Origin of the sequence: Rhodococcus sp. W8901 (assembly GCF_013348805.1) — a bacterium.
In the GTDB taxonomy this organism is placed as follows: Bacteria; Actinomycetota; Actinomycetes; order Mycobacteriales; family Mycobacteriaceae; genus Prescottella.
In genome coordinates, this window is sequence record NZ_CP054690.1 from 3,998,634 (window position 1) to 4,018,724 (window position 20,091).

Annotated in this window: 15 protein-coding genes, 1 tRNA gene and 2 pseudogenes; 7 read left to right on the forward strand and 11 right to left on the reverse strand. The window is 69.0% G+C overall.

The genetic code is table 11. From position 1 onward, the window contains the following. Positions 1-27 precede the first annotated feature (27 nt). Entirely contained in the window at positions 28-810 is a 783-nt protein-coding gene (gene hisN / locus HUN07_RS18730; protein WP_114722591.1) for a histidinol-phosphatase, read from the forward strand. A gap of 117 nt (positions 811-927) precedes the next feature. Continuing rightward, the gene (locus HUN07_RS18735; protein WP_174911825.1) at positions 928-1,254 is read left to right on the forward strand and encodes a hypothetical protein; all 327 of its coding nucleotides are present in this window, start codon (positions 928-930) and stop codon (positions 1,252-1,254) included. A 9-nt stretch (positions 1,255-1,263) separates the two neighbouring features. Here HUN07_RS18735 and HUN07_RS18740 read toward each other — a convergent pair. The 3 genes and pseudogenes from HUN07_RS18740 to HUN07_RS18750 all read right to left on the reverse strand — a co-directional run bounded on the left by HUN07_RS18740 (position 1,264) and on the right by HUN07_RS18750 (position 4,498). Continuing rightward, positions 1,264-2,798, reverse strand: a pseudogene (locus tag HUN07_RS18740) (DUF4153 domain-containing protein). Between the two features lie 51 nt (positions 2,799-2,849). After that, positions 2,850-3,845 (reverse strand): HAMP domain-containing sensor histidine kinase, encoded by a 996-nt coding sequence (locus HUN07_RS18745; protein ID WP_174911827.1) that lies wholly within the window; start codon positions 3,843-3,845, stop codon positions 2,850-2,852. Beyond that, positions 3,842-4,498 carry a response regulator transcription factor gene (locus tag HUN07_RS18750; RefSeq protein ID WP_114722594.1) on the reverse strand — a complete coding sequence of 219 codons (657 nt, stop codon included), beginning with the start codon at positions 4,496-4,498 and terminating at the stop codon, positions 3,842-3,844. The genes HUN07_RS18745 and HUN07_RS18750 overlap by 4 nt, the downstream gene beginning before the upstream one ends. Before the next feature lie 216 nt (positions 4,499-4,714). Between HUN07_RS18750 and HUN07_RS18755 the strand changes: the two genes are divergently transcribed. Next, complete coding sequence (locus tag HUN07_RS18755) at positions 4,715-6,124, forward strand: acyl-CoA dehydrogenase family protein (RefSeq protein WP_441346828.1); 1,410 nt, start codon at positions 4,715-4,717, stop codon at positions 6,122-6,124. 44 nt (positions 6,125-6,168) lie between these two features. Further along, on the forward strand, positions 6,169-7,389 hold the full coding sequence (locus HUN07_RS18760; RefSeq protein ID WP_114722596.1) for an acyl-CoA dehydrogenase family protein: 1,221 nt from the start codon (positions 6,169-6,171) through the stop codon (positions 7,387-7,389). Positions 7,390-7,460: 71 nt separating this feature from the next. Here HUN07_RS18760 and HUN07_RS18765 read toward each other — a convergent pair whose 3' ends face one another. Beyond that, positions 7,461-7,679 carry a hypothetical protein gene (locus tag HUN07_RS18765; protein ID WP_114722597.1) on the reverse strand — a complete coding sequence of 73 codons (219 nt, stop codon included), beginning with the start codon at positions 7,677-7,679 and terminating at the stop codon, positions 7,461-7,463. A gap of 102 nt (positions 7,680-7,781) precedes the next feature. After that, a complete protein-coding gene (locus HUN07_RS18770) occupies positions 7,782-8,084 on the reverse strand; it encodes an alkylmercury lyase (protein WP_114722622.1) in 303 nt (100 codons plus the stop codon). Positions 8,085-8,306: 222 nt separating this feature from the next. Here HUN07_RS18770 and HUN07_RS18775 point away from each other — a divergent pair. Continuing rightward, positions 8,307-10,205 (forward strand): annotated as a pseudogene (locus HUN07_RS18775) (thioesterase domain-containing protein); the annotation flags it as partial. Positions 10,206-10,463: 258 nt separating this feature from the next. On the opposite strand, the gene HUN07_RS18780 reads toward HUN07_RS18775, so the two are convergent. The 4 genes from HUN07_RS18780 to HUN07_RS18795 form a co-directional block, all read right to left on the reverse strand. Beyond that, positions 10,464-11,240 carry an LLM class flavin-dependent oxidoreductase gene (locus HUN07_RS18780; RefSeq protein WP_254622595.1) on the reverse strand — a complete coding sequence of 259 codons (777 nt, stop codon included), beginning with the start codon at positions 11,238-11,240 and terminating at the stop codon, positions 10,464-10,466. 132 nt (positions 11,241-11,372) lie between these two features. Then, entirely contained in the window at positions 11,373-11,849 is a 477-nt protein-coding gene (locus HUN07_RS18785; protein ID WP_114721997.1) for an Rv2732c family membrane protein, read from the reverse strand. Beyond that, the gene (locus HUN07_RS18790; protein WP_174911836.1) at positions 11,846-13,330 is read right to left on the reverse strand and encodes a PepSY-associated TM helix domain-containing protein; all 1,485 of its coding nucleotides are present in this window, start codon (positions 13,328-13,330) and stop codon (positions 11,846-11,848) included. Before HUN07_RS18790 ends, HUN07_RS18785 begins: the two co-directional genes overlap by 4 nt. 180 nt (positions 13,331-13,510) lie before the next feature. Then, complete coding sequence (locus HUN07_RS18795) at positions 13,511-14,047, reverse strand: hypothetical protein (protein ID WP_174911839.1); 537 nt, start codon at positions 14,045-14,047, stop codon at positions 13,511-13,513. A 140-nt stretch (positions 14,048-14,187) separates the two neighbouring features. Here HUN07_RS18795 and HUN07_RS18800 point away from each other — a divergent pair, with 140 nt between their 5' ends. Then, entirely contained in the window at positions 14,188-15,831 is a 1,644-nt protein-coding gene (locus HUN07_RS18800; RefSeq protein WP_174911842.1) for an acyl-CoA synthetase, read from the forward strand. A 60-nt stretch (positions 15,832-15,891) separates the two neighbouring features. Here the strand turns inward: HUN07_RS18800 and HUN07_RS18805 are convergent. After that, positions 15,892-15,968: transfer RNA gene (locus HUN07_RS18805), tRNA-Met, on the reverse strand. Positions 15,969-16,420: 452 nt separating this feature from the next. On the opposite strand from HUN07_RS18805, the gene HUN07_RS18810 reads away from it, so the two are divergent. Beyond that, positions 16,421-16,996 carry a transglycosylase family protein gene (locus tag HUN07_RS18810; protein WP_114721993.1) on the forward strand — a complete coding sequence of 192 codons (576 nt, stop codon included), beginning with the start codon at positions 16,421-16,423 and terminating at the stop codon, positions 16,994-16,996. Between the two features lie 81 nt (positions 16,997-17,077). Here the strand turns inward: HUN07_RS18810 and HUN07_RS18815 are convergent, their stop codons facing one another. Then, on the reverse strand, positions 17,078-20,005 hold the full coding sequence (locus tag HUN07_RS18815) for a UPF0182 family protein (RefSeq protein ID WP_254623016.1): 2,928 nt from the start codon (positions 20,003-20,005) through the stop codon (positions 17,078-17,080). Positions 20,006-20,091 lie beyond the last annotated feature (86 nt).

Sequence of the window (20,091 nt, forward strand, 5' to 3'; positions counted from 1 at the left end):
GGCAGGGCGCCGGTAGGCTTTGCTGTCGTGACCGCACGCGCCGCCGACCTGACTCTCGCCCGCCGCATCGCCGACGAGGCCGACGCCATCACCCGCGCTCGATTCGGCGCGCTGGATCTGAAGGTGGATTCCAAGCCCGACCTCACCCCCGTGTCGGATGCCGACCTGGCGGTGGAGCGGGCAGTGCGCGCGACGTTGGCCGTGGAACGGCCCGGCGACGACGTCCTCGGCGAGGAGTTCGGCGGCGACGCGAAGTTCGAGGGTCGGCAGTGGGTGATCGACCCGATCGACGGCACCAAGAACTTCGTGCGCGGTGTCCCGGTGTGGGCCAGCCTGATCGCACTGCTCGAGGACGGCGTCCCCGTCGTCGGCGTGGTGAGCGCCCCAGCACTGAACCGTCGCTGGTGGGCGTCGGCCGGTGAGGGCGCGTGGGCGTCGTACGACGGCGGCGACGCCCGACGGCTGTCGGTGTCGGCGGTGGGCGACCTGGCGTCGTCGAGCCTGGCGTTCTCGTCGCTGTCCGGGTGGAAGGAACGCGGCATCCGCGACCGCTTCGTCGACCTCACCGACGAGGTGTGGCGCATCCGCGGCTACGGCGACTTCTTCTCCTACTGCCTGTTGGCCGAGGGCACGCTCGAGATCGCGGCCGAGCCCGAGGTGTCGCTGTGGGACCTCGCGCCCCTGGACCTGCTGGTCCGCGAGGCGGGTGGCCGCTTCACCAGCCTCGAGGGCGCCGACGGCCCCCACGGCGGCAGCGCGGTGGCCACCAACGGCCTGCTACACGACGAGGTCCTGGCCCGCCTCCGCTGATTCCCCCGCGATTTGCGCACTAATCGGTGTGATTCGGGCTCCGCCGACACCGATAAGTGCGCGAATCAAGGGAAGGCAGGTCCAGCACAGACACGAGTAGCGACGGGAGTGACCGGGATGGACGCGGACGAGGTCGACTTCGCCCACACTGATCAGGCGAGCCGCAAGCGTCGGGAGAAGGCGCTGGAACTGGCGCGGTTCGTGTGGGACCGCTCGATCACCGGCGCCGAACTGCTCGACCTGCCCGACGATCGGCTCCGCAAGCTGGCACGGGCGGCCGGCGCGAACCCGCCGAGTACCCGCGAGACGTGGACGGTGGCCGCGGAGTTGGTCGACGAGAAGACCCGGTGGGCCCAGGCCCATCCCGACGATCCGCGCGCCGTACCCGCGCACGCCGACGAGAAGATCATGTGGGTCAAGCCGCCCATCGTTCCCTGGCACTGACGTCCGCCCTCACCAGGACCCGTGGGTACACGCCATCACCGGCCGGTCCCGCAGGATCTCCCGTGCCCGCGATCGGGCCGCGTTGTACTCGAACCACGCCGTACCGCCACCGACGTCGATGCCGGACAGCGCGCACGAGCGCACAGGTTCGGCGAGCCGGTCGAGCGCGGGCACGGCGTCGACGGACAACCCGCCCAGGTACGCGACGTCGATGTCGCCGGTCGCGGCGTACCGCTGCACGTTCCGTTCGGCGATGTAGCCGTCCGGGTTCAGCGCCGCGAACCCGAGCAAGCCGATCGCGGCCGACGCCAGCACCGCCCGGGGCAGCCACCGCGCCGACATCCGGATTCCCGCCAGGAGCAGCAGCACGAACACGACGCCGAGCCAAGCTCGGTCGCCATCACGCTCAGCCGCAGCCGGGTGAATCCGAACTCGTTCTCGTACAGCGACATCCGGTGCACCGCCGACGCCACGACGACGAGCCCGAGACCACAGAGCAGGCCCAGCAGCACCCGGGCGAGCGCCCGGTCCCCCGCGCTGCGGCGGTCCACTTTGCGCACCGCGACGGCGACGACGACCAACGTGAGAACGGTGACCGCCGCGAGCTGCCAGAAGCCCTGCCGCGCGTAGTTCGCGTAGGTCAGTCCGACGGTGTCCCGGACGTGCCGGTCCCCGCCGAACAGCACCCGCACCTGCACCGCGACGAAGCCCACGAACAGTGCGTCGAGCAGCGCGAGCGGCACCGCCCACTCCCACCGCGCGAGCGGGTGGCCGGGTCCGGGTGCGAGGGCATCGAATCGCGGCGTCCGCCTCCGCAGGTACGCCGACGCCGACGCCACGCCCACGACGAAGAGACCGAGGAGCACGCGCCCGGCGGGATTGCCGACCCGGACGTCGGGCAACGCGGCGTCGAACAGTCTGCCGAACTCCGGGTCCGCGCTGACGAACAGCGATCCGAACACCGCCAACAGTGCCACGCTGATCGCGGCCACGACGAAGACCCGAACCGGCTCGACCCTGCGCCCGGGCCGCAGCCGGGCACGACCGCGGCGCACCCAACCGGTCACCCGGACCGGGGTGAGCCACAGCGCGACGGACGCGAGCGCAAGCCCGGTCCACGTCCAGCCCCCCACCAGCGCAACCGATCCCACCACCCAACTCGCCACCACACACAGCGCCACCAGCCAGTCGGCGCCGCGGAGCGCCGCGACCGCGAGCAGGGCGAGCGCACCGACGACCACCACGAGCTGCAGCGGCGTCGGGCGCGGGCGCACGGTGACGAAGGCTGTCGCCGCCACCGCCGCTCCGGTGAGGAGGTACGCGATGCTCACCACCGTCACCTGCAGCGTCAGGGTCGCGATCGTGCCGGCGGTCAGCGCGGCCACCAGGGCCCCGCGGGGCGCCATCGATGTCCGGTCGCGCCGCCACACGTCGCGGCGCCAGCGCCACAGACCGTCGGGCGGGACGAACTCCGGCGGGATCGTCGTCGGTGCGGTCATGATGTCCTCCTCGTCTGTGCCCGGCCGTGGGCGGGCAGGCGTCATCGCGGGACCGGAAAGGTCCGGTCCCGAGCGGATGTCGATCGTGAGTGGGGTCTAGCCCTGGGGCAGTGTCACCCGGATACAGCAGCCGGACGCGGTGTCGAGGACCTCGATCCGGCCCGCGTGCAGATCCACCGCCCAGCGGGCGATCGCGAGGCCCAGCCCGGTTCCGCCGTCCTGGGCACCGCCGCGCGCGAAGCGTTCGAACACCCGGGAACAGTCCGCCGCGGGGATTCCGGGGCCGTCGTCGTGGACGTCGAGGATCAGCTCGCCGGCGTGAGGGTCGGCGCGGACCCGGATCCGGATCCGCACGGGCACGTCCTGCGAACCGTGCCGGGCCGCGTTGTCGACGAGGTTCGCGATCACCTGGTGCAGCCGGGCGGTGTCGGCCACGGCCCGCAGTCCGGTCGGCGAGACGTCCACATCCACCAGCAGCGGTCGTGCCGGGCTCGACGCCTGCCGGATCACCTCGCCCAGGAACGGCTCGACCTCGAAGGCGCTCTGCTGCAGCGGAACCGCACCTCCCTCGATCCTCGACAGATCCAGGAGGTCGGCCACCAGGCTGCCGAGCCGCTCGGTCTGCGCGAGCGCCGACCGCATCGTCGACTCGTCGGGCGACTCGACCCCGTCGACGACGTTCTCGAGCACCGCCTGCAGCGCCGCTATCGGCGTGCGCAGTTCGTGCGAGACGTTGCCGATCAGTTCACGGCGGTACCGGTCCTCGGCCTCGAGGTCCTCGGCCATCTGGTTGAACGCCGTGGCCAGTTGCCCGATCTCGTCCCGCGACGTGGACCGCACCCGGCGCGAATAGTCGCCGGTCGCCATCGCTTTCGCCGCGGCGGTCATCTCCCGCAGCGGCGAGGTCATGCCGTGCGCGAGGACCTGCGTCACCACCAGCGCCGCGACGAGCGCCGACAGGAGCGCGAACCGGAACTGCCACTGCGACGTGGCCCAGAACGTCAGCGAGGCGAGCAGCAGCGAGGCGACCACGAGCAGGCCGGTCTTGGCCTTGAACGAGCGCAGCGGGTCGAGGGGACGGGGCCAGTTCATCTCGGGACCTCGAGCGCGTAGCCCACCCCGTGCACGGTGCGGATCACGTCGCCACCGAGCTTGCGGCGCAACGCCTTCACATGACTGTCGACGGTGCGACTGCTCGCGGCGTCGCCCCAGCCCCACACCTGCTCGAGCAGGGTCTCGCGGGCGATCGCGGCGCGCGGCCGCGACGCCAGGTGCGCCAACAGGTCGAATTCGGTGCGGGTGAGGTGCACCTCGACGCCCGCCGCGCGGACCGAGCGGGCACTGAGGTCGATCGCCACGTCGCCGAGCACCAGCAGGTCCGACTCCGCCGCGCGGTCGGCCCGGCGCAGCAGCGCGGCGACCCGGGCGACCAGCACCCGCATGCTGAACGGCTTGCTCAGGTAGTCGTCGGCGCCCACCCCGAGCCCGATCACCATGTCCGTTTCGTCGGCCCGCGCGGTCAGCATCAGCACCGGAACCGCCCGAGACGCCTGGATGCGGCGGCACACCTCGAGCCCGTCGAAACCGGGCAGCATGACGTCCAGCACGACGACGTCGGGACCGAATGCCTCGCACTCCGACACAGCGGTCGGTCCGTCGTATGCGGCCCGCACCTCGTAACCCTCGGCGCGCAGCCGCGCAGCGATCGATTCGGAGATCGTGCGTTCGTCGTCGACGACGAGCACTCTCCGCCGGTTCGCCCCATCTCGGTTCGTCACGATCTCGACTGTATTGGGCGGTTGTGGGGATGCCCGGCAGGAGTTGTGAAGGTTGTGTGCAGGTTCTCGGCCGCAGCGCGAAATGCCCGACTCATGACACTCATCACTTTCGGGATTCGCTCGACTTCATATCTTACTCCGGAGTAAGGTGGTGAATCGTCCAAGACCGAACACCGAGAAATGGTGACCATGAGCAAGCAAGACGTTGTGAAGACGAACGGCGCCAAGCGTGAGCCCCGCGACACCTCGGCGGTCGGCTTGAACCCGGTCAAGCGCGATGCCATGGGCGCCGCGATGCGCGTGCTGACCCGGATCACGGGTTCCGACCTGGCCGAGAAGTACAACCTGCGCCAGACCATCGATCGCGTCACCTACGAGGGCACCAAGACCGGCTTCAAGACCCTCGGGGCCGCGACCCGCACGTTCAACCGGGTCTCCGGCGGCGGCGCACCCAAGCGCCTGCCCGACGGTGCCACCAAGAACGCCGGCTACTTCGACCTGACGCCCGACGACGACCAGAAGATGATCGTCGAGACGGTGCGCGAGTTCTCGGCCGAGATCCTGCGCCCGGCCGCGCACGACGCCGACGAGGCCGCCGCCGCACCCGCGGATCTGCTCAAGCGCTCCGCCGAACTCGGCATCACCCTCATCAACATCCCCGAGGAGTTCGAGGGTGTCGCCTCCGAGCGCGGCGCGGTCACCAACTCGCTCGTCGCCGAGGCCCTCGCGCACGGCGACATGGGCCTGGCGCTGCCGATCCTCGCCCCCAGCGGCGTAGCCGTCGCCCTCACCCAGTGGGGCACCGACGAGCAGCAGAAGACGTATCTGCCCGCGTTCGCCGGCGAGAACGTGCCCGCCGCCGCGGTCGTGGTGAGCGAACCGCGCGCGCTGTTCGACCCGTTCGCGCTGCAGACCAAGGCCGTCCGCTCCCCCAGCGGCTACCGGCTCAACGGTGTCAAGTCGCTGGTGCCCGCGGCCGGGTCGGCGGAACTGTTCGTCGTGGCCGCCGAACTCGATGGCCGCCCGGCGTTCTTCCTCATCGAGTCCGACACCGAGGGCCTGGTGGTGGAGGCGGATCCGAGCATGGGCCTGCGCGCCGCGGGCCTGGGCCGGCTGATCCTCACCGATGTCGCGGTGCCCGAGTCCGCGATCCTCGGCGACGGCGACGCCGACCAGCGTGCGCGCGAGTACGCCGACGCGATCCGTCTCGCCCGCCTGGGCTGGGCGTCGCTCGCGGTGGGCACCAGCCAGGCCGTGCTCGACTACGTGATCCCCTACGCCAACGAGCGGGAGGCGTTCGGCGAGCCGATCAGCCACCGCCAGGCCGTCGCGTTCATGATCTCGAACATCGCGATCGAGCTCGACAGCATGCGCCTGGTGACCCTGCGCGGCGCGTCCCGCGCGGAGCAAGGCCTCTCGTTCGCCCGCGAGGCGGCGCTGGCCCGCAAGCTCGCATCCGACAAGGGCATGCAGATCGGCCTGGACGGCGTCCAGCTGCTCGGCGGGCACGGCTACACCAAGGAACACCCGGTGGAGCGCTGGTACCGCGACCTGCGAGCCATCGGCGTTGCCGAAGGCATCGTCCTCATCTGACGCCGAACCGATCTGTCGAATCTTTCGACTAGGAGACCTTTTCGATGATCAATCTCGAACTTCCCAAGAAGCTGAAGGCCTCTGCGAACCAGGCGCATCAGGTCGCAGCGGAAATCTTCCGGCCCATCTCCCGCAAGTACGACCTGTCCGAGCACGAGTACCCCAAGGAACTCGACACCATGGCCGCCATGGTCGAGGGCCTGAACGACTCGGGCCAGGGCGCGTCCGGTGCGGCACTGGGTCGTACCAGCGACCAGAACGGTGACGAGCCCAAGGTCATCGGCAACGCCAACGGCGGCAACATGGCGTCGCTGATGAACGTGATCGAGACCTGTTGGGGCGACGTCGGTCTGACGCTGTCGATCCCCTACCAGGGCCTCGGCAACTCGGCGATCGCCGCGGTCGCGACCGACGAGCAGCTCGAGCGCTTCGGCAAGGTGTGGGCCTCGATGGCCATCACCGAGCCCAGCTTCGGCTCCGACTCCGCCGCCGTCACCGCCACCGCGGTGCTCGACGGCGACGAGTGGGTCCTCAACGGCGAGAAGATCTTCGTCACCGCCGGTGAGCGCTCCTCGCACATCGTGGTGTGGGCGAGCGTCGACAAGAGCAAGGGCCGCGCGGCGATCAAGTCGTTCGTCGTGCCGCGCGAGGCGCCGGGTCTGAGCGTGGCCCGCCTCGAGCACAAACTCGGCATCAAGGCGTCCGACACCGCGGTGCTGCTCCTGCAGGACTGCCGGATCCCGAAGGACAACCTGCTCGGCAGCCCGGAAGTGAACGTGGAGAAGGGTTTCGCGGGCGTCATGCAGACGTTCGACAACACCCGTCCCATCGTCGCCGGTATGGCCGTGGGCCTGGGCCGGGCGGTGCTCGAGGAGTTGCGCAGCGTCCTGGAGGAGGCCGGCGTCGAGATCTCGTACGACACCCCCGCCTACAACCAGCACGCCGCCGCCGCCGAGTTCCTGGCGCTCGAGGCCGACTGGGAGGCGTCGTACCTGCTGGCGCTGCGGGCGGCGTGGATGGCCGACAACAAGAAGCCCAACTCGCTCGAGGCGTCGATGTCGAAGGCGAAGGCCGGGCGCACCGGAACCGCGGTGTCGCTCAAGGCCGTCGAGCTCGCCGGCAGCTACGGGTACTCGCAGCGCCCGCTGCTCGAGAAGTGGGCCCGCGACAGCAAGATCCTCGACATCTTCGAGGGCACCCAGCAGATCCAGCAGCTCATCATCGCCCGACGACTGCTCGGCAAGAGCTCGGCCGAGCTCAAGTAGTCTGCGCGAGAACAACTCTCAACCGCAACGGTGCCCCCGCCGATCCCAGATCGGCGGGGGCACGGTTGCATTCACCGTGGACGGAAGAGGAACGCCGCCGCGCTGATGCTCAGCGCCGTCAGGATTGTCACCACGGCAGCGTCGAGAATCGTTCCGTAGACACGGAACGAGACGAGTCCGGGCAGCACCGACAGTGAGACGAAAAGCAGCGGAACCTTCAGTCGCCGTAGTCGGCGGCGCAGATTCGGACGGCGGCTGTCGCGGGCTGAGCTGTACAACGAATCAGGCATATCTCCCCTTGGCCTCCCCGCCGCAGGCTAACACGACGGTTCACCGCACAGGCTGATCCCCGCTGCCGAGTCGAGGAATCGGCGACGGCCCCCGCCGGCCCGTCAACGGCCGCGGAACACCTCGGCCAACTGCGCCACCGTCGGCACACCCGCGAGCCCGGACTCGGTCCGGTACACCCGGCACGCCAGGTCCGCGACCCGCTCCGCCGGGAACGGATCCACCCCGTCGACCAGGATCGTCGGAGAACCCGCGAACTGCGATGCCGCGGCCTCCGCGCTCGTGGCCAGTACCCGGTACTCGATCTCCACGTCCGCCCGGCCCACGCTGGCCAGCGCCGCCAGGACGCGCTCGCCCGCCTCCCGCGAGTTCGGGCACGCATCGACATACAGGATCTCGACCTTCACATACTCATTGTGACCCGTGTGCGCCGGATGTCCACGACCGAATCCGCGTACCGGCTCCGGAGCTGCACTCGGCATGTCATGATCCACCCGTTCCGATCCGGCGCTGGGGGCGCGTTACGGAATCGGTGGGGTACACGGCTGGGTAGACGCAAGACCCCGTCCGGGGTGTGGGCGTCACGAGGAGGGGGAATCCGCATGACTGAAGGACAGATCACGAACATCGGCGCACGGGTCGCGCTGGCCGACGGGCGGTACGCGTGGGAGGTACCGGTGTCGGCATTCTCCGGCTTCGACGCACTCGTCACGGATGTGGCCAGCGAACTGTTCCCGGCAGCGACTCTCGCTGCCGCACATACGCACGGCGACCTACCGACCGCAGGGACTGTCACCGCCACCTTGTCACCACACCTGGGCGGGGCCTCGGTGCAGGTGCACTGCCGGCCGGGCACGAGCGCCGAGTTCCGTACCAACGCAGCAGGGTTTGCCCTGCTGTTCGAGGCCGTCATCGCGTCGGGCGACGTGGTTCCGGCACCGATCATCACCGAACCGGCTCCGCCGCAATCCAGTTCGCCGATGGAGGAGCTTCCCGAGGTTGTCGAGACGTTCGGTGACCGGTGGGATCCGAGCAGCTCGCAGTCCCTCGAGGATCGGTTGACGATCATCGTCGCGGAGTCGATGGGTTACGCGCCGGAGGACCTGCCGGGGGAGATTCCGCTGGTGGAACTGGGTCTGGACTCGCTGATGGCGGTGCGGATCAAGAACCGGGTCGAGTACGAGTTCGACATTCCGCAGTTGCAGCTGGCGGCCGTGAAGGACGCGAGCATGCAGGACGTCGCGAAGTACCTGCACTACGCGGTCGAGAACCGCGAGGAGGTCGCGGCCCTGGCCGCGCAGCAGCAGGCCGAGCGCGAGGCTGCCGCGACCGAGGGCGACACGACCGAAGCTGACGCGCCGGAGGTTCCCGAGGCCGAGGTCGAGGATGCTCCGGCCGGGTCCGGCGATGTCGATGTGCCGCCGCGTGATGCGGCCGAGCGTCTGACGTTCGCGTCGTGGGCGGTGGTGACGGGCAAGTCGGCGAAGAGCATCTTCGCGACGTTGCCGATCCTGGACGACGAGTCTGCCGAGAAGTTGGCGGCCCGTCTGAGCGAGCGGTCCGGTGGCGAGATCACCGTCGACGACGTCCTCGACGCCGAGACCATCGAGCAGTTGGCCGAGACGGTGCGTCAGCATCTCGAGGACGGTCTGAAGATCGACGGTCTGGTGCGCACGTTGCGTCCTCGCGCCGAGGGTTCGGATGCGGTGCCGGTGTTCGTGTTCCATCCGGCGGGTGGTTCGACGGTGGCGTACGAGCCGCTGCTCAAGCGTCTGCCCGCGGACACCCCGATGTTCGGCCTGGAGCGGGTCGAGGGCCCGCTCGAGGAGCGCGCCAAGGTGTATGCGCCACTCCTCAGGCAGATGCAGGGCGACGGCCCGTACGTGCTGTACGGCTGGTCCTTCGGCGGAGCACTGGCGTATGCCGTGGCGAAACAGCTTCGACAGGATGGCGCCGACGTGCGGATCGTCGGACTGATCGACACCGTCATGCCCGGCGAGAAGGTCGAGAACACTCCCGACGAGATCCGGGCCCGCTGGCAGCGCTACGCCGCGTTCGCGAAGAAGACCTACAACCTCGACGCGCCGTTGCCCTACGACAAGCTGGCCGCCGCCGGCAGCGACGAGGAACAGATCGGGATCCTCATGGACCTGCTCAAGCTGAGCGGCACCACGATCCCCAGCGGCATCATCGAACACCAGCGCACGTCGTGGCTCGACAACCGGGCCGTTCCCAGCACCGACTTCGAAACCTACGACGGCGACGTGGTGCTCTACATGGCCAACACCTATCTCGATGACCAGATCGCACTCGAGCCCGCCTTCCGGACGCGGCGACCCGACGGCGGCTGGGGCGAGGCCGTGCAGAACCTCGAGATCGTCCACGTCGACTGCGACCACATCCAGATCGTCGACGAACCGTACATAGCGAAGGTCGGTGCGGACCTGAGCAAGAAACTCGCGGCCATCGCGGGCACGCAGTCGCCCCGCCCTGAGCCGGCCGGCAGCAGATCGGCCGAGTCGGAGTAGCCACGCCCGGTTGGTGTTTCGATCCCCCGCCGCCTGGGCGGCGGGGGATCTCTGCCGTTCGGGCCGGTGCTACGACCCCTCGGCCCCGAACAGCGCGGACCCCATGTACGCAAGCCCGAGGGCGGACTCCACCGACCCCAACGAACCGGTCAGAAGATTGACGATCATGCGAGAGTTCCTTTCAGACAACCACAGTCGGGGAGATCACGGATCATCGGAACATACCGAGGGCACTGGCCGTGCGCAGCCGATCCGGCTCTACGCACCGACGTACTCCCGTAGACACGACCCTGTTTCCGCCTGTTCGTTGTCGTCCCCGAAGACCCACGCCATGAACTCGGTCGCCCCGGCGTCGTGGAAGGCACGCAACCGATCGGAAACCTCACCGCGCGAACCGATCAGCGCGACGTCGGCCGGATCAGCGGCGCCCTCCTTGTCGAGCATCGCCCGGTACGACGGGGTGTTCGTGTAGGCGGCGAACTCCTCCCGGCACCGCTGCCGCGCCGCATCGACGTCGGCCGTCACGCAGATCGGCAGGCCCACCACGATCCGCGGCGCGGGTCGGCCCGCGGCGGCCGCGGCCACGCTGATGGTCGGCACGATGTGCTCGGCCACGGTGCGGATCCCGGTCATCAGCGTCACCGTCCCGTCGGCGTGTTCGCCGGCCAGTCGCAGCATCGCCGGGCCGAGCGCCGCGAGCAGCACCGGCGGCGCCGGGGTGTCGAAAGTGTCCAGCGGGCGCGGCAACTCGGCCCGGAGCCGGACACCGTCGAACTGCGTCCGTTCGCCGCGCAGTGACGGGATCAGCGCCGACGCGGCCAGCAGCAGCGGATGCGTCGGATGCGTGGGCAGCACCGCGGTGCCCAACCGGATCGACGACGTCCGCTCCCCCGCCAGCGCCAGGACGGTCAGCGCATCCCACCCGAAGATCTGCGGCACCCACGCCGCCGCCAGCCCGTCGGCCTCCACTCGCGCCACCCGCTCGACCACCTCGTCGAGCCGCACCGATGGCCACACCATCCGACCGATCTCCATCACCGATCACCTCGCCTTCCGACGCCGGGTCCGCAGCTGCAGTGTCCCAGCTCGAGGTCCGATCAGGAGTGGTTCCGGCACAACGAAAGCGCGGACCCCGCCGCCCGACGGCGACGGGGTCCGCGCTTTCACTCACCGCTCCAGCAGGTTGCTCCGTCCGGCCACCACCGGAATCCACAGCACCGCCAGCACCGCCATCGCTGCCCACTCGACGAGCAGGCCGTAGCCGAGGCTGCCGGTGTGGGCGTCGCGGACGCTGTGCTGCGACCAGTACATCAACACCCCCAGGGCGGTCCCGACCGTCACGCCGGCCATCGCGACCCACGCGAAGACCCAGCGACGGGTCCACGCCGCCAGCGCGGACACCCCGATCCCGAACACCACCACGAACCAGGTGAACAGCCGAGCCAGCGCCGCGACCTCGTCATGCCCGCCGGCGAGCACGTTCCACGCCCGCAATCCGTCGACCTGCGGCGCGGCGAGCGCAATCAGCAGGATCATCACGGCGGCCGCGATGAACGGTCCGCGCCCGCGCGGATCGACCTCGCGCGCGACCCGCGCCTCGATCATGGACAACTCACGCCGCAGCAGCGACAGATCCTCGCTCATTCGGTCACGCCGGTCGATGCTCGTCTGCGTTGAAACACGACGACGACGATATCGACGGCCACGAATCCGATCAGGCTCAGCCCCAGCAGCGGCACGAACCATCCGACGAGTACGGTGCACGCCACCAGCGCGGCCGCGGCTGCCGGATGCAGGCCGCGGACGGCGCCACGGGTCGGCGGCCGACCCCACCGCTGCGCACCTCGCGTCGGTCGGCGCCGCCACCACATCGTGTACCCGAGCACGATCATCACGAGCAGCGCCGCCGCCAACGCCACCAGCACGATCTGATTCAGCAGCCCGAACAGGATGCCCATGTGCACCCCGATGCCCCAGAAGGTGAGCTTCGCGGCCAAGGGCCAGTCGGCGAACCGGGAGGTGTCGGTGATCTGGCCGGTGGCACCATCGACGGCCACCACGTCGGTGGCGAACTGCCACGGCTGCCGCGTCTGCGCGACGGTGAACGCGGTGTCCGGCGCGGACGGGATGGACGCCTCCACCGCGCCCGTCACGCCCGCGCCCGCGGCGACCGCGAGCACGTCGTCGAGCCGTCCGACGTTGGCGTCCAGCATGCCGCTCCCCGCAGCGGGGGCCTCGTGCCCGCCATGGCCGTCGTGCCCACCTGCCGGCGCAGTGTCGGTGGCGCCCAGCTTCTTCGACACCGACGGAGTGGTCCAACCGAGCGAGGTGCGCAGGTCGGTGACGTGCTCACCGGCGTACTTCGACCAGGTCAGACCGGTCGCGGACAGGAACACCAGGCCCACCGCGATCCACAACCCGATCGCGCCGTGCCAGCCGAGTGCGCGATTGCGGCCGCGTGCACCGTGTTTCACCGTCCACAGCCGGGGTGTGGCCGCGCCGGCTCGCGCCCGCGCCGTCCGGTACCGCCGCACCCACAGGTAGACCCCGCCGAGGGCGATCACCCACAGCCACGACGCCGCCAGTTCGCTGTAGATGCGACCCGGCTCACCGAGGTGCAGGTGCCGGTGCAGCTGCGAGATCCACGTCCGCATCGGCAGGGCGCTACTGCTGCCGTAGACGACTAGTTCGCCGACCGGCCGCGCGGTGACCGGATCCACGAAGACCGCCAGCCGCTCCGACTCGCCCAGCGTGGGATCGGTGAACAACACCCGGGTGGTGTCCCCTGACTCGACGGCCGGGCGGACCGCCGACACCGCCAGATCGGGCCGCTGCGCCCGGGCCGCCTCGACTTGGTCGCTGACCGGTGCGGCCGGTCCGGTCGTCTCGACGTGCAGGTAGTCGCGGTAGACGAACTGCTCGAGAGTGGGAGCGACGGCGTACAGACCACCGCTGACGGCGGCGACGATCAGGAACGGCGCCACCAGGATGCCGGCGTAGAAGTGCAGCCGCAGGACCAGCCGGCGCAGCGCACCCGGCGGCGACGAGTCCTTCGAGTCGGACTCGGCGGACGGATCGTTCGGAAGATGCGCAGGGGTGATCCCCACGCTCTCGGGAGCATTCATCACAAAGGCTCTTTCCCTGAAGAGGTTTCGGTTCGGCGCACGCGGACCACGCGGTTCACGCGGGTCTCCGGAGGTGGCGCCGAGAAAGACACGCCGATCACGCCCGGCACGAGAGGTGACCGGGCGTGGACAGCGGTGAAGGTGAGAGCCGACGCGGGCACGCGAGGGTGCGGGCGGCGGCTACCGGGAAAGAGTCGGAGGTCCCCGTGTGCCGCCGGCCGACCGGGTGATCCAACCGATCGTGGGGTCGAGACGACGGACGACGGTGGGTGTCCACCGTCGGACGTCCGGGACGGGCGGCGCCGACAGCACCGCGACGACGATGCGCAGCACCGACGTGATCACGCCCAGCAGCGCGCGCTCGGCGGCCCGGATCGGCATTGCGCCGACCACCGTGGCCGCCGCGTGCGCGGCGAGCATCTGCGGCGTCAGGTGCAGACCGTGACCGTGGTCGGATGCCAGGGTGAGCGTGAGGTGCCCGATGCCCTGACCGGCCGCGAGCACAGCACCGAGGAACAGCAACGGATGTCCCACGGTTCGTGCCGACGCGGTGATCGCACCCACCACGGCGCTGCCGGCCAGGAGTAGCACCACTGCCTGCTCACTGGGGACGGCGACCCCGCCGCCGAGTCCGTGCGCGGCGATACTGACCGCGCCGGACGCCGATCCGACGAACATGCCGCGCGTGCGCGCGACAGCATCGGTCCGGGAATTCACCCCGAGAGATTAGCGCCTACTACAGCGGCTAGTACACACGTCGGGAGCAGCGCACCGGACCAATCACCCCACTGTGACGTGCATCACCATTAGGCTGGGGCTGCCCGCAGGTAGACCGACGTCGCTCTTTGGGGGTAACCATGCAGGACGCACTGACGAAGATCACCGACACACTCAGCGCGGTGCGGGTGATGGCGCGCTCCGGCCTTATCCCGTTCCCACGCGTCGACGAGGGCGTCGGAGTGCTGTTGGCCGTCAGCAAGTACGGGCCGTTCGCGGGATCCGTCCACGCCCGCGCCGCCCACGGCCACGGTCGCGTCGCGATCATCGACGAACGCGGTCCACTTACGTACCGGCAACTCGAGGAACAGTCCAACGCGCTGGTTCGGGCATGGCAGGCCGAGGGCATCGGCGTCGGCTCCTGCGTCGGCGCCATGTGCCGCAACCACCGCGGCCTCATCCTCACGATGCTCGCCGCCGCGAAGAGCGGGGTGCGTCTGGTCATGATGAACACCGGCTTCGCCCGCCCCCGACTGGTCGACGTCGCGGCGAGGGAGGGCGTGCACCACTTCGTCTTCGACAGCGAGTTCGCCGACATCGCCGACGCGCTGCCCTCCGACGTCACCCCATTCCTGTCGTGGGTGGACCAGGCGCCGCCCACTCCCCCGGCCGAGACACCGCTGCGCGCCCTCGACGCCCTCATCGCCGGGCAGTCCACCGAACCGGTGCCCGCGCCGAAGGACCACGGCGTCTTCATCCTGCTCACCAGCGGAACAACGGGCACCCCCAAGGGCGCGCCCCGCGGGCGCACGTCACCGTTCGTCACCGCACAGTTCCTCGATCGAATCCCGTTGCGCCCCAAGCAGACCATGCTGATGACCGCGCCCGCATTCCACGGCACCGGCATCTCGCAACTGGGCCTGGGCCTGGCACTCGAGAACACCGTCGTCATGCAGCGTCGCTTCGACCCCGAGACCACCGTCCGCCTGCTCGCCGAACACCACGCCGACACCATGGTGCTGGTGCCGACCATGCTGCAGCGGATCATCGATCTCGGCCCTGAGGTGCTCTCGAAGTACGACACCTCCTCACTGAAGGTGATCTTCGCGGCCGGTTCGGCCATCGCCCCCGACCTGTCCATCCGCACCCAACAGGCGTTCGGGAAGGTGCTCTACAACTTCTACGGCTCCACCGAGGTCGCCGCCGTCACCATCGCCACCCCCGACGACCTCGAGCGCGCGCCCGGCACCGCCGGACGCGTGCCGGCCACCTGCCACATCGCGCTGATCGACGACGACGGCAACAAGATCACCGAACCCGACGTCGTCGGCCGCATCTTCGCCAAGAGCGGACTGAGCTTCGAGGGCTACACCGACGGCCGCGACAAGCAGCGGATCGACGGCATGCTCTCCACCGGAGACGTCGGGCACTTCGACCGCGACGGCCTGCTGTTCGTCGACGGCCGCGACGACGACATGATCGTCTCCGGCGGCGAGAACGTGTACCCGCTCGAGGTGGAGAACCTCATCACCGAACGCCCCGACGTCCTCGAGGCCGCGGTGATCGGCGTCGAGGACGACGAGTTCGGCCACCGCCTACGCGCATTCGTCGTGCCCGCGGCGTCGTCGGCGCGGGACGCGAGCGAGATCCGCACGCACGTGAAGTCGAACCTGGCCCGCTACAAGGTGCCGCGCGACGTCATCTTCATCGAGGAGCTGCCCCGCAACGCCACCGGCAAGCTTCTGCGCCGGGTGCTGATCGAGATGGAAGTCGAGCCCGAGTAACACTCCGGGACACACAAAAGCGAAGAACCCCCGTCCAGAATCCGGACGGGGGTTCTCCATTGGTAGCGGGGACAGGATTTGAACCTGCGACCTCTGGGTTATGAGCCCAGCGAGCTACCGAGCTGCTCCACCCCGCGTTGCATGAACGAAGTTACACGAGCCGGGGAACGGAAGGCAAATCGCCTGCGGCAGGACCGAATCGAGTGTCCGGCAATCCGAGATTGCACCCGCGGTCGTGACGCAGTTCACGAAAACCCGGTAATCCATCTCACATAACGCGCATGTAACGCTCCGGCCGCGATACGACAACGGGCCGTCACGACCTGCGGAAACGCGCCGACCGCCGGCCGGGAAACGGGTCGACCGGCCCGTTTCATCGAGGTGACCGGCCGCGGATCACTAACGTACGTTCGTGATCAGCTCGTGATGTTCGAGTGGAGGACCGACCCGCCGCTGCCAGCTCTGCCCCCGCGGGATCGGACACAACCAAACCCTTCGAGGGGCAGGGACGCGAAAGATCGCACGCCCGGGAAGACGACCACGTCGCCCGCAGGCCGCTCGCGTCGGCGCAGGAGAGGATCCACCCCGCATGACCAACGTCAGCTTCAGTAAGCGCGCCCTCGGCTGGGCCGCCATGACCGGCGCCCTCGTCGCCGTCCCGTTCGGCCTGTCGACCGGCACCGCCTCCGCCGCCACCCACAACTGGGACGGCGTCGCGCAGTGCGAGAGCGGCGGCAACTGGGCCATCCACACCGGCAACGGCTACTCCGGCGGCCTGCAGTTCTCGCAGAGCACCTGGACCGCCAACGGCGGCACCGGCTCACCGCACAACGCGTCCAAGGAAGAGCAGATCCGCGTCGCCGAGAACACCCTCGCCTCGCAGGGCCCCGGCGCCTGGCCCACCTGCGGCCAGTACCTGACCGAGGCCGCCCCCGAGCCCGCTCCGGCACCCGCACCCGCACCGATCGCCGAGCCCGTCCCGGCCCCCGCCGTCGTCGGCCAGGTGCCCGCGGAGTGGCGCGTCGCCGCCGCCGGATACGTGGACCAGGCCCTGCAGGTCGCCGGCGACACCGCCGCCCAGCACGGCTACGCCGACCAGTTCCAGCAGCTCCTCGATCAGCACGGCAGCACCATCGCCGACGTGAAGGCCGCGCTCACCAACTAGGCCCGCAAGCTGAAGGGACCCTTCGCGCGCTCGCAGCGCACGAAGGGTCCCTTCAGCTCGTCTCGGGTCGGGATCTACCGATCAGCGACCGGCCGTCTGGTAGTCCTGAACAGCCTTCTGCAGCCGGTCGAGCGCGTCACCGTAGGCCTTGAAGTCGCCGCCCTGCTGCGCAGTCTGCAGATTCTTCAGCGCCGCATCCAGTTCCGCGACCGCGGCCTCCTTGTTCGGGGCCTGGCCGCCCTGCGGCGGTGCCGGCGTCGGCGTGGTCGGGGCAGTCTGCCCGTTCTGTTCCGGCTGGGACGGACCCTGTTCGCCGCTCGGCGCCGTGGCCACGTTCCCGGTCCCGGAGCCGAACACCTGATCCAGGGCCTCCGCCAGCGTCGGCGCGTAGCCGACCCGGATGCCCGTCGTGTCGGTGAAACTGACCAGGACGCGCGCCAACTGCGGGAAGGCATTGGCCGAGTTGCGCTGCGTGTACAGCGGTTCGACGTACAGGATGCCGCCGTCCGCGATCGGCAGCGTCAGCAGGTTGCCGTAGATGAGCTTGTTGGACTGCTTGAGCAGCGACAGTTCGCTCGCCACTCGCGGATCCGACGTCATCGCCGACTGCGCCTGCTGTGGGCCCTGTGTCTGGGTGTTCGTCGGCAACTGCAACACCCGGAACTTGCCGTAGTTCTCCGGGTCCGACTGCACCGAGATATAGGCGGACAGCAACTCACGCTGGTAGCCCACCATCGGGCTGGTCAGCACGAACTGCGGCTTCGCGGTATCCGGGTTGCCGGACAGCACGTAGTACGGCGGCTGGTTCTTGTCGGTATCCACCGTCGGATCACTCGGCACCGACCAGAACGCGTTGTTACTGAAGAACTCGCCCGGATCGTCCACGTGGTACTTCGCGAGCATCTCGCGCTGGACCTTGAACAGATCCTCGGGGTAGCGGAAGTGCGCACGCAGGTCGTCGGTGACCGCGGACTTGGGCTGCACCGAGTCCGGGAACACCCCCATCCACGCCTTGAGCACCGGGTCCTGGTCGTCCACCTGGTACAGCGTGACGGTGCCGTCGTACGCGTCGACGGTCGCCTTCACCGAGTTCCGGATGTACGAGACCTCCTTCTTCGGCAGCATCCGTCCCGTTGCCTGGTTGGTGCTGTCCTGCACCAATCCCTCGAGCGACGAACGCTGCGCGTACGGGTAGTTGTCGAGCGTGGTGTACCCGTCGACGATCCACTGCATGCGCCCGTTCACCACGGCCGGGTACACGGTGCCGTCCGTGGTGAGCCACGGCGCCACCTTGTTGACGCGCTCCGCCGGGTCGCGGTTGTAGATGATCTTCGAATCCGACCCGATTGCACCGGAGAACAGGATGTTGCGCTCGGTGTACTTGGCAGCGAAGGCAAGCCGGTTGAACCAGTTACCGATCCCGACGCCGCCCTCACCGGTGTAGGTGTACTTCTGCGAGTCGGTGTCGTATTCGCGCGGCGCGCTGCCGGGCGCGCCACCGACGATCGCGTAGTCCGCATCCGACGACGCGATGACCGGGCCGTAATAGGTGCGAGGGTTCTCGACCTCGAGCGCCGGGTCCGCCGGCTTGGTCTCCAGGTCGCTGACACTGTAGATCGGGTAGCCGCCGGTGTTGTTCTGGGTGTCGCCGCTGACCGCCGTCACCTGGTTGGCGTAGGCCGCGACGAAGCCGTTGCCGTGTGTGTAGACGGTGTGCTTGTTGATCCAGTCCGTCTGGTTGCCCTGCAGGCTCGACGGGGACAGCTCACGCGCCGCGACCACGAAGTCACGCAGCTCACCGTTCATCTCGTAGCGGTCGATGTTGAGGGACTTCGGGAATCCGTAGAAGTTCTTCAACTGCTGCTGCGCGGTGAACGTGGGCGAGAGGACGTTGGGGTCGAGCAGACGCGTGTTCGCGATCGTCGTGACGTCCGCCGGCACGTCCTTGGGTTGCTTCTTCGTCGAGCCCGGGTAGGGCACGTATTCGACGGTCTCGTCGGTGATCCCGTACGCCTGCCGGGTGGCCGCGATGTTCCGTTCGATATACGCGCGTTCCTTGTCGGCCGCGTTCGGCTTGACCGAGAACTGCTCGACGATCAGCGGGTACACCGCACCGACCAGGATCGACGAGAACACCAGCAACACCACTGCCATCGCCGGGATGCGCAGGTCACGCAGGAAGATCGCCGCGAAGAACGCGATGGCACAGATGATCGCGATCGCCATCAGGATCAGTTTGGCCGGCAGGACCGCGTTGATGTCGGTGTAACCGGCACCGGTGAACGTGGGCTCCTTACGACTACTGGAGAGCAGCGCGTACCGGTCGAACCAGTACGACACCGCCTTGAGCAGTACGAAGGTGCCCGCGAGGACCGCCAACTGCACCCGCGCCGACCGCGTCAGCGCGCCCTGACGGCCGCTGAGCCGCAGCCCGCCGAAGATGTAGTGCGTCACCAGGCTCGCGAAGAACGCGATGACCACCGCAACGAACAACCAGTTCAGGACGAACTGGTAAAACGGCAGGTCGAACGCGTAGAAGCCGATGTCCTTGCCGAACTGCGGGTCGGTGATCCCGAACGGGGAGCCGTTGAAGAACATCTGCACGGTCGACCAGCTCGCCTGCCCGACCAGACCCGCGAACAGGCCGATCACGACCGGAATGCCGATCCCGAACAGCTTCTGGCGGGTCATCACCGCAGTGCGGTACCGCGCCACGGGATCGTTCGCGCCCGGCGAGGGCAGGAACATCGGCCGGGACCGGTAGGCCAGCAGCAACGCCAGCCACACGATCGCGCCGACGACCAGCCCGACGATCAGGAACAACGCGATCCGGGTGATCAGTACTTTGCTGAACACAGTCCGGAAGTCGACCTCACCGAACCACAGCCAGTCGGTATAGATGTCGATGAATCGAGGGCCGACCAGCAACAGTGCTGCGGCGACCAACGCCAGAACCAGCAGCACACGTGTGCGTTTCGACAACGAAGGTAAACCGGCGGGGGGCCGCATGCCCACTTGCCACTCTCCCAACAATCCGGCGACGCCTTCGCGCCGCAGCCAATGGCACCGTCCAGCGTCACCTGGGAGTGACCGTT

Coding starts and splice junctions, on each gene's coding strand:
- HUN07_RS18765 (WP_114722597.1), bottom strand. CDS start 7,679: ATGCCTGATTCGTTGTACAGCTCAGCCCGCGACAGCCGCCGTCCGAAT.
- HUN07_RS18790 (WP_174911836.1), bottom strand. CDS start 13,330: ATGAATGCTCCCGAGAGCGTGGGGATCACCCCTGCGCATCTTCCGAAC.
- HUN07_RS18815 (WP_254623016.1), bottom strand. CDS start 20,005: ATGCGGCCCCCCGCCGGTTTACCTTCGTTGTCGAAACGCACACGTGTG.
- HUN07_RS18735 (WP_174911825.1), top strand. CDS start 928: ATGGACGCGGACGAGGTCGACTTCGCCCACACTGATCAGGCGAGCCGC.
- HUN07_RS18760 (WP_114722596.1), top strand. CDS start 6,169: ATGATCAATCTCGAACTTCCCAAGAAGCTGAAGGCCTCTGCGAACCAG.
- HUN07_RS18745 (WP_174911827.1), bottom strand. CDS start 3,845: ATGAACTGGCCCCGTCCCCTCGACCCGCTGCGCTCGTTCAAGGCCAAG.
- HUN07_RS18780 (WP_254622595.1), bottom strand. CDS start 11,240: ATGGAGATCGGTCGGATGGTGTGGCCATCGGTGCGGCTCGACGAGGTG.
- HUN07_RS18800 (WP_174911842.1), top strand. CDS start 14,188: ATGCAGGACGCACTGACGAAGATCACCGACACACTCAGCGCGGTGCGG.
- HUN07_RS18810 (WP_114721993.1), top strand. CDS start 16,421: ATGACCAACGTCAGCTTCAGTAAGCGCGCCCTCGGCTGGGCCGCCATG.
- HUN07_RS18785 (WP_114721997.1), bottom strand. CDS start 11,849: ATGAGCGAGGATCTGTCGCTGCTGCGGCGTGAGTTGTCCATGATCGAG.